Source organism: Rhodococcus tukisamuensis NBRC 100609 (assembly GCF_001894985.1).
Lineage (GTDB): Bacteria > Actinomycetota > Actinomycetes > Mycobacteriales > Mycobacteriaceae > Rhodococcus_G > Rhodococcus_G tukisamuensis.
In genome coordinates this window covers 99,423-114,019 of sequence record NZ_BCXG01000004.1, presented here as the reverse complement: position 1 = coordinate 114,019, position 14,597 = coordinate 99,423, and the positions used below count along the sequence as shown (strand labels likewise).

At 71.1% G+C, this 14,597-nt stretch carries 15 protein-coding genes; 7 read left to right on the top strand and 8 right to left on the bottom strand.

Annotated elements, in window-relative coordinates:
• The first annotated feature begins 10 nt into the window (after positions 1-10).
• From RT2_RS06035 to RT2_RS06025, 3 genes are read left to right on the top strand one after another with little or no spacing between them, the layout of a single operon-like run.
• Entirely contained in the window at positions 11-904 is an 894-nt protein-coding gene (locus RT2_RS06035; protein WP_072843634.1) for a glycosyltransferase family 2 protein, read from the top strand.
• Positions 905-938: 34 nt separating this feature from the next.
• A complete protein-coding gene (manB, locus tag RT2_RS06030) occupies positions 939-2,015 on the top strand; it encodes a mannose-1-phosphate guanylyltransferase (protein ID WP_072843797.1) in 1,077 nt (358 codons plus the stop codon).
• 51 nt (positions 2,016-2,066) lie between these two features.
• Positions 2,067-2,843: an SGNH/GDSL hydrolase family protein gene (locus RT2_RS06025; protein WP_072843633.1), complete on the top strand. Its 777-nt coding sequence runs from the start codon at positions 2,067-2,069 to the stop codon at positions 2,841-2,843.
• A gap of 66 nt (positions 2,844-2,909) precedes the next feature.
• Here the strand turns inward: RT2_RS06025 and RT2_RS06020 are convergent, their stop codons facing one another.
• Positions 2,910-4,190 carry an MFS transporter gene (locus tag RT2_RS06020; protein WP_072843632.1) on the bottom strand — a complete coding sequence of 427 codons (1,281 nt, stop codon included), beginning with the start codon at positions 4,188-4,190 and terminating at the stop codon, positions 2,910-2,912.
• A 179-nt stretch (positions 4,191-4,369) separates the two neighbouring features.
• Between RT2_RS06020 and RT2_RS06015 the strand changes: the two genes are divergently transcribed.
• Complete coding sequence (locus tag RT2_RS06015) at positions 4,370-5,086, top strand: IclR family transcriptional regulator (protein WP_072843796.1); 717 nt, start codon at positions 4,370-4,372, stop codon at positions 5,084-5,086.
• Between the two features lie 115 nt (positions 5,087-5,201).
• On the top strand, positions 5,202-6,389 hold the full coding sequence (locus RT2_RS06010; RefSeq protein WP_072843631.1) for a 4-hydroxybenzoate 3-monooxygenase: 1,188 nt from the start codon (positions 5,202-5,204) through the stop codon (positions 6,387-6,389).
• Positions 6,390-6,474: 85 nt separating this feature from the next.
• On the opposite strand, the gene RT2_RS06005 is transcribed toward RT2_RS06010, so the two are convergent.
• Genes RT2_RS06005 through pcaH form a run of 6 tightly spaced genes read right to left on the bottom strand, consistent with a single transcriptional unit; the run spans position 6,475 to position 12,430 of the window.
• Entirely contained in the window at positions 6,475-7,686 is a 1,212-nt protein-coding gene (locus RT2_RS06005; protein ID WP_072843630.1) for an acetyl-CoA C-acetyltransferase, read from the bottom strand.
• Between the two features lie 22 nt (positions 7,687-7,708).
• Positions 7,709-8,521: an IclR family transcriptional regulator gene (locus RT2_RS06000; protein WP_072843629.1), complete on the bottom strand. Its 813-nt coding sequence runs from the start codon at positions 8,519-8,521 to the stop codon at positions 7,709-7,711.
• A gap of 2 nt (positions 8,522-8,523) precedes the next feature.
• Positions 8,524-9,699: a bifunctional 3-oxoadipate enol-lactonase/4-carboxymuconolactone decarboxylase PcaDC gene (gene pcaDC, locus RT2_RS05995; RefSeq protein WP_072843628.1), complete on the bottom strand. Its 1,176-nt coding sequence runs from the start codon at positions 9,697-9,699 to the stop codon at positions 8,524-8,526.
• A complete protein-coding gene (locus RT2_RS05990) occupies positions 9,696-11,054 on the bottom strand; it encodes a lyase family protein (protein ID WP_072843627.1) in 1,359 nt (452 codons plus the stop codon). Before RT2_RS05990 ends, pcaDC begins: the two co-directional genes overlap by 4 nt.
• Positions 11,055-11,067: 13 nt before the next feature.
• The gene (gene pcaG, locus RT2_RS05985) at positions 11,068-11,715 is read right to left on the bottom strand and encodes a protocatechuate 3,4-dioxygenase subunit alpha (RefSeq protein WP_072843626.1); all 648 of its coding nucleotides are present in this window, start codon (positions 11,713-11,715) and stop codon (positions 11,068-11,070) included.
• Complete coding sequence (pcaH, locus tag RT2_RS05980) at positions 11,708-12,430, bottom strand: protocatechuate 3,4-dioxygenase subunit beta (protein WP_072843625.1); 723 nt, start codon at positions 12,428-12,430, stop codon at positions 11,708-11,710. The genes pcaG and pcaH overlap by 8 nt, the downstream gene beginning before the upstream one ends.
• 201 nt (positions 12,431-12,631) lie before the next feature.
• On the opposite strand from pcaH, the gene RT2_RS05975 reads away from it, so the two are divergent.
• Both RT2_RS05975 and RT2_RS05970 read left to right on the top strand, forming a co-directional pair.
• The gene (locus RT2_RS05975; RefSeq protein ID WP_072843795.1) at positions 12,632-13,378 is read left to right on the top strand and encodes a CoA transferase subunit A; all 747 of its coding nucleotides are present in this window, start codon (positions 12,632-12,634) and stop codon (positions 13,376-13,378) included.
• Positions 13,375-14,022 carry a CoA transferase subunit B gene (locus RT2_RS05970; RefSeq protein WP_072843624.1) on the top strand — a complete coding sequence of 216 codons (648 nt, stop codon included), beginning with the start codon at positions 13,375-13,377 and terminating at the stop codon, positions 14,020-14,022. Before RT2_RS05975 ends, RT2_RS05970 begins: the two co-directional genes overlap by 4 nt.
• Before the next feature lie 25 nt (positions 14,023-14,047).
• On the opposite strand, the gene RT2_RS05965 is transcribed toward RT2_RS05970, so the two are convergent.
• A complete protein-coding gene (locus RT2_RS05965) occupies positions 14,048-14,596 on the bottom strand; it encodes an NUDIX hydrolase (RefSeq protein WP_072843623.1) in 549 nt (182 codons plus the stop codon).
• Position 14,597 lies beyond the last annotated feature (1 nt).

Here is a 14,597-nt window from a genome sequence, read left to right as displayed (position 1 = left end):
GGTTGCCCGCGTGAGTTCGCAGCTGGCCGTGGTGACGGTTACCTATTCGCCCGGCAGGCATCTCCAGGAGTTCCTGGACAGCCTCCAGGACGCAACCCGGTTGACGACGCAGGTCGTCATGGTCGACAACGGTTCGACGGACGGTGCGCCGGAGGCGGCCGCCGCGTCGAATGCGAACGTGCGCCTGCTGCGCACGGGGGAGAACATCGGCTACGGCGGCGCGATCAACCGCGCGGTCGCCGAGCTGGATCCCGCGTGCGAGTTCGTCGTCGTCGCGAACCCCGACATCCGCTGGGGCGCCGGATCCATCGACACCCTGCTCGCCGCCGCCGAGCGCTGGCCGCGGGCGGGCGCGCTCGGGCCGCTGGTGCTCGAGCCCGACGGCAGCGTCTACCCGTCCGCCCGCGAGGTCCCCGGACTGGTGTCCGGCGCCGGACACGCGCTGCTCGGCACGGTGTGGCCGTCGAACCCGTGGACGCAGCGCTACCGTCAGGAGAACGAGCAGGTCTCCGAGCGTGCGGTCGGCTGGCTGTCCGGGTCCTGCCTGCTGATGCGCCGCGCGGCGTTCGACGCCGTCAACGGTTTCGACTCGCGCTACTTCATGTACATGGAGGACGTGGACCTCGGCGACCGGCTGGGCCGGGCCGGCTGGCTCAACGTGTTCGTCCCGTCCGCCGAGGTCACCCATACCAAGGGTCACGCGGCCGGGCGCCACCCCGAACTGATGCTGCCGGCTCACCACCAGAGCGCCTACCGGTTCCAGGCGGACCGGCATCCGCACTGGTGGCAGGCTCCGGTGCGGTGGGCGCTCAAGGGCGGTCTGGCGGTGCGGTCGAAGATCGCCGTGGCGTCGGCGGTGCGCAATCGTGCGAACGAAGAGGAGACAACCGGCCATGTCGGATGACTTTGGGGGCAATGACATCGTGGGGAACGAGATTGTGCGGAACGACGCGGTGGACGCGGTCGTGCTGGTCGGAGGCAAGGGCACGCGGCTACGGCCGCTGACCCTGTCGGCGCCGAAGCCGATGCTGCCGACGGCGGGCCTGCCCTTCCTGACGCACCTGCTGGCCCGGATCCGGGCCGCGGGCATCACCCACGTGGTGCTCGGCACGTCGTTCAAGGCGGAGGTCTTCGAGGAGCACTTCGGCGACGGTTCCGAGCTGGGCCTCGAACTCGAGTACGTCACCGAGACCGAGCCGCTGGGCACCGGCGGCGGCATCCGCAACGTGCTCCCGAAGCTGCGCGCCGACAACGTGGTCGTGTTCAACGGCGACGTGCTCGGCGGTACCGACCTGCGGGCGGTGCTGGACACCCACGCCGCCACCGACGCGGACGTGACGATGCACCTGGTCCGGGTGGGCGATCCCCGCGCATTCGGCTGCGTGCCGACCGACGAGAACGGCCGGGTCACCGACTTCCTGGAGAAGACGCAGGATCCGCCGACCGACCAGATCAACGCCGGCTGCTACGTGTTCCGGCGCGAGATCATCGAGAAGATCCCGGCGGGTCGCCCGGTGTCGGTGGAACGCGAGGTGTTCCCCGGACTGCTGGCGGACGGTCGGCGGGTGTTCGGCCACGTGGACGCCGCGTACTGGCGTGACATGGGGACTCCGGAGGACTTCGTCCGCGGCTCGGCGGACCTGGTCCGCGGCATCGCGCCGTCCCCGGCGCTGACCGGCCCGCGCGGCGAGGCACTGGTGCACCCGGGGGCCGGAGTGGCGCCGGGGGCCGTGCTGATCGGCGGGACCGTGGTCGGCCGGGGCGCGGAGGTCGGCGCCGGGGCGCGACTCGACGGCGCCATCCTGTTCGACGGTGCTGTGGTGGAGGCCGGCGCGACGGTGGAGCGCTCGATCGTCGGGTTCGGTGCCCGGATCGGCCCGCGGGCACTGGTCCGCGACGCCGTGATCGGCGACGGCGCCGACATCGGCGCGCGCTGCGAACTGCTGCGCGGCGCCCGGGTGTGGCCCGGCGTGGCCCTGCCCGACGGTGGCGTCCGCTTCAGCACCGACGTGTGATTCGGCACTGATTCCAGATTCCTTAGCTTTGCTACTGAAATACTGGGGGGCATGATGCCGCAGGAACCCGTATTCCACAGGTACGTCGCACTCGGTGACTCGTTCAGCGAGGGCGTCGGCGACCCCGACCCGACGCGACCGAACGGCCTACGCGGCTGGGCGGACCGGGTGGCGGAGGAGCTGGCCCGGCGCGACGCCGACTTCGGCTACGCCAACCTGGCCGTCCGCGGTCGGCTGCTCGGGCCCATCGTCGACGAACAGCTCGACGCCGCGATCGCGATGGAACCCGATCTCGTCACGATCTACGCGGGTGGCAACGACCTGATGCGGCCGAGGGTAGACCTCGACGCACTGGCCGCGCGGTACGACGAGGCGATCGGCAAGCTGACGGCGACCGGCGCGACGGTGCTGATGTGGACCGCGTTCGACGCGGGCTGGTCGGCGGTGTTCGGCAAGCTGCGGGGCCGCTCCGCGATCTACAACGAACTGGTGCGTGAGGTGGCCGACCGGCACGGCGCGACGCTGGTCGACTTCTGGCGCTTCGGCGAGTACCAGGACCTGCGGATGTGGGACTGGGACCGCCTGCACATGTCCACCCCCGGGCACCAGAACATGGCGATCCGGGTACTCGGGACGCTCGGCGCCCCGCATCGGATCGAGATGGACTCGCTGGGGCCCGACCTGCCCACCGACAAGGCGTCGCGGCGGCGTGCCGATCTCGCGTGGACCAAGGACTTCCTGGTGCCGTGGGTCGGTCGGCGCGTGCGGGGCAGTTCCTCGGGCGACGGCGTCAGCGCCAAGCGGCCCACGCTCGCACCCATCAGCTAGCCGACACCCACCGACGAAAGAGGGCCGACCGGGAATCCCGGTCGGCCCTCTCGCGCGTCGGGTTCGTCAGTCGGTGCCGAGGTTGCGGGTCGAGGAGATCGCAATCAGGCCGATCAGGCCGACCAGGGCGAAGGCGTAGAAGCCCCAGGGCACCGCGTAGCCGGCGCCGAGCAGCGCGCCGCCGAGGAGGGGGCCGCAGATCGCGCCGACCCGGCCGACGCCCGCGGACCAGCCCAGGGCGGTCGCGCGGATAGCCGCCGGATGGTTGGCGCTGGTGAAGGCGTACACGAGCACCTGGGCGCTGAAGACGAAGCAGCCGGCCAGGAAGACCAGCACGTAGATGCCGCCCGCGACGTCGATGCTGAGCGCCGCGAGGAAGATGGCCGCGCCGGTGAACCACACGATGGCGGCGGCGCGGGGCCCGATCTTGTCGGCGACGCGGCCCGCGACGAGCAGGCCGACGATGGCGCCGGCGTTGAGGATCAGCAGGAACGTCAGGGCCGCGCCGAGTTCGTAGCCGGCCTCACGCATGATCGTCGGCAGCCAGGTGTTGAGGCCGTACACCAGCAGCAGGCCCATGAACGAGGTGACCCAGATGGCGATGCTGTTCCGCAGGAACTTCGGCGAGAAGAGCGTCTTGACCGGGTTGGTGGCGGTGGCGGCTGCGTCGGCGGCCGGCGCCGACTCGAGGGTGAGGCCGTACTGCGCGGCGATGGCCTCGGCCTCGTCGTGGCGGCCCTTGGAGAGCAGGAAGGACGGCGACTCCGGCAGGTACCGGATCATCAGCGGGATCAGCACGATCGCGGGCGCCGCGCCGATGACGAACATCGAGTGCCAGCCGAAGGGTTCGATCATCACCAGGGCCAGTGCGGCCGTCGCGACGGCGCCGACGTGGTACCCGGTCATCAGCAGGGTCGAGGCCGACCCGCCGCCCTGCTTCTTCGAGAACTCGTTGACCAGGGCCAGTGCGGTGGGCAGCGCGCCGCCCAGGCCGATGCCCGCGATGAAGCGGAGCAGCCCGAAGACGAACGGGTTCGGGGCGACGGCGCACAGCAGGGTGACGATCGAGAAGGCGGCCACCGCGTAGATCAGTGCCCGGCGCCGCCCGATGACGTCGGTGAGGGTGCCGATGACCAGTGCGCCGATGGTCATGCCGACGAGGCCGAACGTCGAGATGGCGGTGATGGCGCCCGTGCTCAGGTTCCAGTCCCCGTACTCGCGGAGCGAGGGGATGACGGCGCCGAGTACGACCAGGTCGAAGCCGTCGAGGAGGACGGCGATCCAGCAGAGCGGTGCTACCCACATTGCGGTCGAACCGCGGGTCAACGGTCGTTCGATGGTGCTCATTCACTCTCCGGAATCCACGGGCGTTCGCAATGCGAACCGCCGTTCATTTTTGGCAAACGTCATTGTTTGGTGGATCACATTCGAATGTCAAGCGGGCGGACCGCGGGGGTGGTAGGCCATCGCGGCGACGCGGCGGCCACACTGGACGCGTGAGTGAGGTGAACGCCGTCGACCGCAGCATGCTCGGTCGGGCCTTCCTGGTGCTGAACTCCTTCGGTGTCGAGCGGCCGCGCCTGACGCAGTCCGAGCTGAGCCGGCGCACCGGTCTGCCGTTGCCGACGGTGCACCGGTTGTGTGGGCAACTGGCGGACCACGGCGCCCTCGAGCGCGACGCGGACGGGCGCTACGAGATCGGCGTGCGGCTCTGGGAGCTGGGGGCGCTGGCACCCCGCGCGCACGGGCTCCGGCAGGTCGCGATGCCCTACCTCGAGGACCTCTACGAGGCTACCCACGAGAACGTCCAGCTGATCGTGCGCGAGGGGCTCGAGGCCCTGTACATCGAGCGACTTTCCGCACGTGGGGCGGTGACTGTGGTGGGGCGCGCAGGCGGTCGGCTGCCCCTGCACGCATCGAGCGGCGGGCTGGTCCTGCTCGCGCACGGGGGAGCCGATCTGCTGGCCGAGGTCCTCGAGGCCGGGCTGGCCCGGTTCACCCCGAACACCATCACCACCGAGCACCGGCTGCGGTCGACGCTCGCCGAGATCCGGCGCGCCGGCTACATCGTGTGCCGTGAGCACCTCAACGTCGGCACGCTGGCGGTCGCGGCGCCCATCCTGCGCGCCAACGGTGCCGTGGTCGCGTCCATCTCCGTCGTCGTCCGGGCGGCCGACGATCCGGCCCCGCTCATCCCCGCCCTGCGGGCCGCCGCGCGGGGCATCTCGCGCGGAATGGCGTGACGGACGTCTCAGGGTCGGCGGCGGAGAATTCTTTCACTGAGTGAAAGTCGCGGTATCGCACCGGAACCGTCGCGGGAACAGTGGTGGCGATCACGAGCTACCGAGGAGTAATCGTATGACCAACCCGAGCACCCAGGTCGGCATCGTCGGCGCCGGCCCGGCCGGACTGATGCTGTCCCACCTGCTGCACCTGCGCGGCATCGAATCCGTCGTGCTGGAGGCCCGCACCCGGGAAGAGGTGGAGGGCACCATCCGTGCGGGCGTGCTCGAGCAGAACACCGTCGACCTGATGACCGCGACCGGCCTCGGCGACCGGCTGAAGGTCGAGGGGCTCGAGCACCACGGCATCGAGCTGCGGTTCGGCGGTCGCGGGCACCGCATCGCGTTCGACGAGCTCACCGACGGCCGCGCGGTGACGGTCTACCCGCAGCACGAGGTGCTCAAGGACCTCATTGCCAAGCGCATCGCGGACGGTGGCGACATCCGGTTCGGCGTCTCCGACGTCGAGGTCCACGACCACACCTCCGACCAGCCGTACATCACGTACACCGACACGGACGGCAATCCGCAGACCGTCACCTGCGCCCTGGTCGGCGGCTGCGACGGCTCGCGCACCAAGACCCGCAAGCTCATCCCCGAGCCGGCCATCCGCCAGGACCACTTCCGTCAGTACCCGTTCGCCTGGTTCGGCATCCTCGCCGAGGCGCCGCCGTCGTCCGAGGAACTGATCTACGCCAACCACCCGCGTGGGTTCGCGCTGATCAGCACCCGCACCCCGCAGGTCCAGCGGCACTACCTCCAGGTCGACCCGGACGACTCGGTGGACAACTGGTCCGACGACCGCATCTGGTCCGAGCTGCACGCCCGGGTCGACGGTGAGGGCGCGGAGATCAAGGACGGCAAGATCTTCGAGAAGTCGATCCTGCAGTTCCGCAGCTTCGTGTGCGAGCCGATGCAGCACGGAAACCTCTTCCTCGCCGGCGACGCCGCGCACACCGTGCCGCCGACCGGCGCCAAGGGCCTGAACCTGGCCGTGGCCGACGTCTACGTGCTCTCGAAGGGCATGGCCGAGTTCTTCGAGACCGGCAACCGTGGCCCGCTCGACGCCTACACAGAGACGGTGCTGCCGCGAATCTGGCGCACGCAGCACTTCTCCTGGTGGATGTCGTCGATGATGCACCGCCTGCCCGACGCGTCCGGCTTCGACCACAAGCGTCAGGTCGCCGAGCTCGACATGGTGACCCGCTCGGTCGCCGGCCGCACCCTGATCGCCGAGAACTACGTGGGCACCCCGCTGGGCTGATCCGCGGTCTGACGGGCTCGTCCCGGAACACTGAAATGGCCGGTCCCGCAAGGGGGCCGGCCATTTCGCGTGTCGCTCTGCGGTGTCAGCCGATGCGTTCGAAGACGGCCGCCAGGCCCTGGCCACCGCCGATGCACATGGTCTCGAGGCCGTACCGAGCCTCACGACGGTCCATCTCGCGCAGCAGCGTCGCGAGGATGCGGGCGCCGGTCGCGCCGACCGGGTGGCCGAGGGAGATGCCCGAGCCGTTGGGGTTCAGGCGCGGGTCGTCGGCCTCGAGGTCCCACGTGCGCAGGACGGCGAGGGCCTGCGCGGCGAACGCCTCGTTGAGCTCGATGACGTCCATGTCGGACAGCGACAGGCCCAGGCGGCTCAGCGCCTTCTCGGTGGACGGCACCGGCCCGATGCCCATCGTCCGCGGCGGCACACCGGCCACGGCCCAGCTGGCGAGCCGGGCGAGCGGACGCAGCCCGATGGCATTCGCCTTCTCCGGCGTGGTGACGATTGCGATTGCGGCACCGTCGTTCTGGCCGCTGGCGTTGCCGGCGGTGACGGTGGAGTCGGGGTCGACCTTGCCGCGGATCGGGCGCAGCTTCGCGAGCGACTCGACGGTGGTGTCGGCTCGGGGGTGTTCGTCGGTGTCGACCATCAGGGCGTCGCCCTTGCGCTGCGGCACCGCGACCGGGACGATCTCCTGCGCGAAGACGCCGCTGCGCTGCGCGGCGACGGCCCGCTGGTGGGACGCCACGGCGAGCGCGTCCTGGTCCGCACGGCTGATGGAGAACTCGGCGCGCAGGTTCTCGGCGGTCTCGATCATGCCGCCGGGAACCGGGTAGTTCCGTCCGCCGGCGGTGACGCGGGCCCGGGCCAGCCGGTCGTTGAGGGCCAGCGACTCGCCGCGGACGCCGTAACGCATTCCGGTGGCGTAGAACTCGGCCTGGCTCATCGACTCGACACCGCCCGCGAGGACGAGGTCGCTGCCGCCGGACTGCACCTGCATCACGGCCTGGATGATCGCCTGCAGCCCGGAGCCGCAGCGGCGGTCCACCTGCAGGCCCGGAACGTCCACGCCGAGGCCGGCATTGAGAGCCGCGATCCGGCCGATCGCGGGCGCTTCGCCGCCGGGGGAGGCCTGGCCGAGGATCACGTCGTCGATGTCGGCGCCGGAAATGCCGGTGCGGGTGACGAGTTCGGTGATCACGGTGGCCGCGAGGTCCTCGGGGGCGATGTCGCGGAACACGCCGCCGAATCGGCCGACGGGGGTGCGGAGGGGTTCGCAGATGACTGCGTCAGGCATGGTTACTTCCTTGCAGAGATGGTCAATGCTGGGTGCGGACGAGATCGGCCGAGATGGCCTCCGCGGCGGCGACGGCGGCGGGAACGAGGGTGTTGTACACGTCCTCGATCGAGTACCGCGCTGCCTGCGTCGAAATGTTTACGGAGGCAACGACTGTGCCCGAGCGGTCGCGAATGGGGGCGGCGAGCGAGCGCAGGCCCTCCTCGAGTTCCTGGTCCACCACGCAGTAGCCGTCCGCGCGTACCTGGTCGAGTTCGGTGCGGAGCATGTCCGGGGTGTCGATGGTGCGGCCGGTGAGGGGCGTCAGCGTCACCCGCGCGAGGTACTCGTCGAGTTCGGGCTTGTTCAGCCCCGCGAGCAGGACGCGGCCCATCGAGGTGGCGAAGGCGGGAAAGCGGGTGCCGATGTTGATGGACACGGTCATGATGCGGCTCACCGGGACTCGGGCCACGTACACCACGTCGTCCTGGTCGAGGATCGAGACCGACGTCGATTCGCGGACCTGCTCGGACAACGCCTCGAGGTGTGGTCCGGCAATCTCGGGCAGCGACAGGCTCGACAGGAAGCTGTAGCCGAGCTCGAGCACCCGCGGCGTCAGCCAGAACACCGAACCGTCGGTGCGCACGTAGCCGAGCTCGGCGAGCGTCAGCAGGAACCGGCGGGCGGTCGCCCGCGTCAGGTCGGTGTGCTTGGCGACCTCGCTGAGGGTGCGCCGCGGATGGCCGGCGTCGAACGCCTTGATGACGGACAGTCCTCGCGCGAGCGACTGTACGTAGTCGGGCGACGCCCCGATCGGCTCGGTCCCGGTCGAAGTCGTCTCGCTCGAGTTGCTCACTGTCAGGTACTCCCCTCGGTGGCCCCCGCCAGGTCGGCGAGGGCCTGCTTCCCGAGCGCGAACGCCCGGTTGCTGTTCGGCACACCCGCGTACACCGCGGTGTGGAGGAATACTTCCACGAGCTGCTCGGGGTCCATGCCCGCCCGCAGGGCGGCCCGGATGTGCATGTCGAGCTCGTGCTCGTTGCCGACTGCGGTGAGGATCGCGAGGGTCAGCAGCCGGCGGGTGGGGTGGTCGAGACCCTCGCGGGCCCAGATGTCACCCCATGCGGTGCGGGTGATGAAGTCCTGGAACGGGTCGGTGAACGCCGTGCTGGAGCCGATCGCGCGGTCCACGTGGGCATCGCCGAGAACCGAACGGCGCACCGACATCCCGGCGTCGTGGACGGCGCGGCGGGCCACACCCACCGGGGTCGACGCCGCGATGTGCGCCTCGACCAGGCGGGTCACCGAGCCGGCCTGCTCGACGTTCGCCAGGTGCGCACCGGGGGACAGGACGTGGAACTGCGCCCCGGCGACGCCGTCGGCGATGGCCCGCAGCGCGGACGGGGGAGTGGGGCCGTCCTGCTCGGCCGCGATCACCAGCGTGGGCGCGGCGATGCGGGCCAGGTCGGCGCGGCCGTCCCACTGGGAAAGGGCCTCGCAGCACGCAGCGTAACCCTCGTCGGAAGTGCCGGAGACCATCGCGACGTGGCGGGCCACCAGTTCCGGATCACGCTGCGCCAGTTCGGGGGTGAACCAGCGGCCGACGACGGACTCCGCGATGGACGCGACGCCGTCGGCGCGGACGGCGGCCGCTCGGTCGAGCCACGGCTGAGCCGGGGCGAACTGCGCGGCCGTGCACAGCACGGTAAGGGTGTGCACGCGCTGCGGGTGGTGCGCCGCCAGCCACTGTCCGACGGCGCCGCCGAGGGAGAGGCCCACGAGGTGCGCCGCGTCCAGGCCGAGCGTGTCCAGCAGTGCGATGACGTCGCCGCCGAGGTCGGCGACCGTGTACGGGCCGGCGGGGGCGGGGGAGCCGCCGTGGCCGCGGTGGTCGACGGCGATCACGTGGGCGCGGTTCGACAGCGCGCGGACCTGCGGATCCCACATGTGCAGGTCCGAGCCGAGCGAGCCGAGCAGCAGCACCGGCGGCGCGGTCGGGTCGCCGTGGCGTTCGTAGTGCAGGTCCACGGTCATGCGGGTCCTCCGGGGGTTCGGGCGGGCCGGGAAGCTGGGGCGGGTCGGGAAGAAAGGGCACGGTCGACGAGGTCGACGGCGTGGCCGAGGTAGTTCGAGGGATCGAGCAGGTCGCGCAGTTCGTCGGCAGACAGGTACGCGGTGATCTCGGGGGCGCGGTCGAGCGGGACCCCGGATGCCGCCGCGGCGGTGACGATCTCGCGCGCCGAGTCGGTGTGCGTGGAAAGGGCTCCGGTGACCCGCTCGGCGAGGATCAGCCCGCCGGTGATGTCGAGGTTGCGGGCCATCGCGTCGGCGTGGACGTGCAGTCCGCCGAGGCTCGACGCCAACTGGTGTGCCGCCCCGCCCGCCAGGCGCAGCAGGTCGGTGACCGTCTCCCACTCGGCGTGCCACGCGCCCGCGGCCCGGGCGAACTCGTGGTCCATCGACGACAGGACGGTCGAGACCAGGCCGGGCGCCCGGCGGGCGGCGGCACGTGCGGTGATGGCCGCCACCGGATTCTGCTTGTGCGGCATGGCCGACGAGCCGCCCGGTGCGTCCTCGGCGACCTCGCCGAACTCGGTCGAGGCCATCGCGGTGATGTCGGTGGCGGGCTTGGCGACGGCGCCCGCGGCCACGCCGAGTGCGGACGCCAGGGCCGCGACCGGTGTGCGGGTGGTGTGCCACGGCGCCACCTGCCGCGCGAGGCCGAGTTCGTCGGCGAGGGCGTCGGCCATCTCGAGGCCGTGCGGGTGGACGGCGGCGAGAGTGCCTGCCGCGCCACCGAACTGGCCGGGCAGCGCGCAGAGCGCCCGCTCGAGTTGGGTGGCCGCGTCGTCGAGGCCTGTGAACCACGACACCGCGAGCGCACCGAAGGTGGTGGGCAGCGCCTGCTGCCCGAGCGTGCGCGCGACCATCGGGGTGGCGCGGTGCGCTCGTGCGAGTTCGGCACCGGCATTCGCCGCCGCCCGCAGGTCGGCGAGCACGATGTGACCTGCCCTGTGCGCGAGCAGCATCAGCGCCGAGTCCATCACGTCCTGGCTGGTGGCGCCGACGTGCACGGCAGAGGCGGGGACGCCCTCCGCGGCACAGGCCGCGCGCAGGATGCGGACCAGTGGGATCACCGGGTTGCCGCCGGCGGCGGACTTGCGGCCGAGGTCCGCGATGTCGAGCCCGGCGGGCGCGCCGAGCGCCGCGGCGACGGTGGTGACCGTCGCCGCGTGCGCGGCCGACACCAGCCCGACGGTCGAGGCGGCCCGGGACAGGGCGGCCTCGACCTCGAGCAGAGCGGTCACCCAGGCCTGGTCCGAGACCTCCGCGGCGACGGCGGCACCACCGAAGACGGGATCGAAGAGTGCACCGCGGGCGTTGCTCACACCAGGCTCCTGATCACAGCTCGAAGAACGGCGTCTCGACGCCCTCGGGATCGCTGTCCTGAACATAGACGGTGAGGCTGTAGCCGTCGTCGGTCTTGCTCGCGATCAGCTTCGGCCGCTGCGACTCGGGCAGCGACGTCAGCACGGGGTCGACCGCGTGCGCCTCGGTGTCCTCCGGGAAGTACAGCCGGGTGTACAGGCGTTCGAGCATGCCGCGGGCGAAGACGCCGACGTTGACGTGCGGGGCCTCGACGGCGCCGTTCTCGGCCGGCAGCGGACCCGGCTTGACGGTGTGGATCGCCGCGGTGCCGGTCTCGTCCGCCCCGGCCCGCCCGAAGGCGCGGAACCCGGCGGGCGTCGGCTCGGCCGCGCCGCGCGGGTCGCCGGCGTGGGCGAATCGGCCCGCCGCGTCGGCCTGCCACGTCTCGATCATCGCGTCCGCGACCGGCGTGCGGGCGCCGTCGATGACGGTGACGCGCAGCGTGATCCGGTCCGGGGTGCCCTCGGGGGCGGCGTCGGGGCCGTCCGCCCACGGCAGGCCGATGTGCCAGTACGGGCCCACCGTCTGCGACGGGGTGACGCCGAACTCGGCGGTGGTGAAGTCGCCCGGGGTGACCTCGTAGGTCGGTGCACCGGAGTTCTTGGGGGAAGTGTCAGTCATCGTGGTCCTCGTCGTCCTCGAACGGGGTGGCGTCGCGTCCGCGCAGGACGATGTCGAAACGGAAGCCCAGGGCCCAGTCGGCCACGGTCGCGTCGTAGTCGAAGACGCTGACCATGCGGTGCCGGGCGGCGGCGGGGACCGCGTTGTAGATCGGGTCCTGGAAGAACAGCGGATCGTCCGGGAAGTACATCTGCGTGACCAGGCGCTGCGTGAACGCCTGGCCGAACAGCGAGAAGTGGATGTGCGACGGGCGCCACGCGTTGTCGTGGTTGCGCCACGGGTACGCGCCCGGCTTGACCGTCGTGAACGTGTAGTGACCGTCGGCGTCGGTGACACACCGGCCGATGCCGTCGAAGTGCGGGTCGAGCGGCGCGGGCCAGTTGTCGCCGATGTGCCGGTACCGGCCGCCCGCGTTCGCCTGCCACACCTCGAGCAGCGTGTTCGGGACGGGCCTGCCGCCCGAGTCGAGGACCCGGCCGTGCACCACGATGCGCTGCCCCTGGGCCTCGCCGCCGTTGGCGATGGTCAGGTCGGCGTCGCCGGGCTGGACTCGGTCCTCGCCGAACACGGGTCCGGTGACCTCGCCGAGGCGCTGCGGGATCAGCTTGAGGGGCTGCCGGGGGCTGCGCAGCGCGGTGGTCTTGTAGTCGGCGAAGTCCGGCGGCGCATTCACGTCGGCGCCGATCGGCCGGTATTGCGGGGGCAGATGAAGCATGTGACGACCTCGTGTGGGGACGGTCCGGGTGAGGGGTACCGAGTCTTGTTCGGCCTTCCCTGTTCGGAATGTGGACGAAGTTACGTTATGCGAACAACCGTAGTGCGTTCCGCGGGCGCGATCAACGGCCCGCGCCCAAATTGTTCGCAATGCGGACGGGGGTTCATATTACGCACGAACCGTCGTATGCTGGCTCACATGATGGACAAAGTCATTGCCACGGCGGCCGAGGCCGTCGCCGACGTGCCCGACGGCGCGACGATCGCGGTCGGCGGGTTCGGACTGGTAGGAGTGCCGGAGATCCTCATCAACGCGCTGCTGGAACAGGGCGCGACGGATCTCGAGACGGTGAGCAACAACTGCGGCACCGACGGCTTCGGCCTCGGTGTGCTGCTCGAGCAGGGCCGGATCCGCCGGACCGTCAGCTCGTACGTGGGCGACAACAAGGAGTTCGCCCGGCAGTACCTCTCCGGTGAACTCGAGGTGGAGCTGACGCCGCAGGGCACCCTCGCCGAGCGGCTGCGCGCCGGCGGCGCCGGCATCCCCGCGTTCTTCACCCCGGCCGGCGTCGGCACCCAGGTCGCGGACGGCGGCCTGCCCCGCCGCTACGACGGCAACGGCGGCATCGCCGTCGCGAGCCCGGCCAAGGAGACCCGCGAGTTCGACGGGCAGACGTACGTCATGGAGCGGGGCATCGTCGCCGACTACGCCCTCGTCCACGCGTGGAAGGGTGACCGCCACGGCAACCTCGTCTTCCGCCGCAGCGCCCGCAACTTCAACCCCCCGGCCGCCGCGTCGGGCCGGATCACCATCGCGCAGGTCGAGCACCTCGTCGAGCCGGGCGAGCTGGATCCCGACCAGATCCACACCCCGGGTATCCACGTGCAGCGCGTCGTGCCCGTGGGCAAGGTCACTGTCGGAATCGAGAAGCGAACGGTACGAGCATGACTCAGACGATTGCGCAGAAGCTGACCCGCGAGCAGATGGCCGCGCGGGTGGCACAGGAACTCTCCGACGGGCAGTACGTCAATCTCGGCATCGGCATGCCGACGCTGGTGCCGAACTACATCCCCGAGGACATCACGGTGGTCCTGCACTCGGAGAACGGCGTCCTGGGTGTGGGCCCGTACCCCACCGAGGACGAACTCGACCCCGAGCTGATCAATGCCGGCAAGGAGACCGTCACCGTCCTGCCGGGTGCGTCGTACTTCGACTCGTCGCAGTCGTTCGGCATGATCCGCGGCGGCCAGGTGGACGTCGCGGTGCTGGGCGCGATGCAGGTCAGTGCCAAGGGTGACCTCGCCAACTGGATGATCCCCGGCCACATGGTCAAGGGCATGGGCGGCGCGATGGACCTCGTCCACGGCGCCAAGCGCGTCATCGTGATGATGGAGCACGTCTCCAAGAAGGGCGAGTCGAAGATCCTCGACGAGTGCGCCCTGCCGCTCACCGGCAAGGCGTGCGTACAGCGGATCATCACCGACATGGCCGTCCTCGACGTCACCGACGAGGGCCTGCGCCTGGTCGAGACCGCGCCCGGCATCAGCGTCGACGACGTCGTCGCCGCCACCGCGGCGACGCTGCTGCTCTAGCGTCGCCGCCGGCCGGCGGACGGGCTCAGCGCCCGTTCGCCAGCCGGACCAGGTGGTCGATCGTCTCCTTCTCGGCGCCGTCGGGCAGGTCGTCGACCGGCCACCACCGCAGGTCCTGCGACTCGTCACTGCGCACCGGCGTGGTGCCCACCTCGGCCCACACCAGGAATCTCAGGTCCAGATGCCGGGTGGGCACCCCGAGCGAGCAGGTGATGGGGTGGGTGTGCGCCGACAGCAGCAACGGATCGATCCGCAGGCCCGCGATCCCGGACTCCTCCGTGGCCTCGCGCAGGGCCGCGTCGACCACCGTCTCGTCGCCCGGCTCGCAGTGCCCGCCCAGCTGGATCCAGCGGCCGACCCGCGGATGCAGGGTGAGCAGCACCTGGCGCCGGTCCTCGCTGAGCACCAGCGACGACGCGGTGATGTGGCCGGGGGCGTGCTCGCGCAGGCAACCGAGCGGCGCCGAGTCGAGGAACGCAAGCATGGTGTGCCGCAACGACTCGGCTTCGCCGGAATCGGTGTCCCAGTTCTCGAGTGCGGCCACCGCCGACGCGTGCAGCGACTGTGCCGTCATT

What these genes read in the sequence shown, in the direction of transcription:
- RT2_RS06025 (WP_072843633.1), top strand. Translation starts at nt 2,067, where the DNA reads ATGATGCCGCAGGAACCCGTATTCCACAGGTACGTCGCACTCGGTGAC.
- RT2_RS06010 (WP_072843631.1), top strand. Translation starts at nt 5,202, where the DNA reads ATGACCAACCCGAGCACCCAGGTCGGCATCGTCGGCGCCGGCCCGGCC.
- pcaDC (WP_072843628.1), bottom strand. Translation starts at nt 9,699, where the DNA reads ATGACCGTGGACCTGCACTACGAACGCCACGGCGACCCGACCGCGCCG.
- RT2_RS06015 (WP_072843796.1), top strand. Translation starts at nt 4,370, where the DNA reads ATGCTCGGTCGGGCCTTCCTGGTGCTGAACTCCTTCGGTGTCGAGCGG.
- RT2_RS05975 (WP_072843795.1), top strand. Translation starts at nt 12,632, where the DNA reads ATGGACAAAGTCATTGCCACGGCGGCCGAGGCCGTCGCCGACGTGCCC.
- RT2_RS05965 (WP_072843623.1), bottom strand. Translation starts at nt 14,596, where the DNA reads ATGACGGCACAGTCGCTGCACGCGTCGGCGGTGGCCGCACTCGAGAAC.
- RT2_RS06005 (WP_072843630.1), bottom strand. Translation starts at nt 7,686, where the DNA reads ATGCCTGACGCAGTCATCTGCGAACCCCTCCGCACCCCCGTCGGCCGA.
- pcaG (WP_072843626.1), bottom strand. Translation starts at nt 11,715, where the DNA reads ATGACTGACACTTCCCCCAAGAACTCCGGTGCACCGACCTACGAGGTC.
- RT2_RS06020 (WP_072843632.1), bottom strand. Translation starts at nt 4,190, where the DNA reads ATGAGCACCATCGAACGACCGTTGACCCGCGGTTCGACCGCAATGTGG.
- pcaH (WP_072843625.1), bottom strand. Translation starts at nt 12,430, where the DNA reads ATGCTTCATCTGCCCCCGCAATACCGGCCGATCGGCGCCGACGTGAAT.
- RT2_RS05970 (WP_072843624.1), top strand. Translation starts at nt 13,375, where the DNA reads ATGACTCAGACGATTGCGCAGAAGCTGACCCGCGAGCAGATGGCCGCG.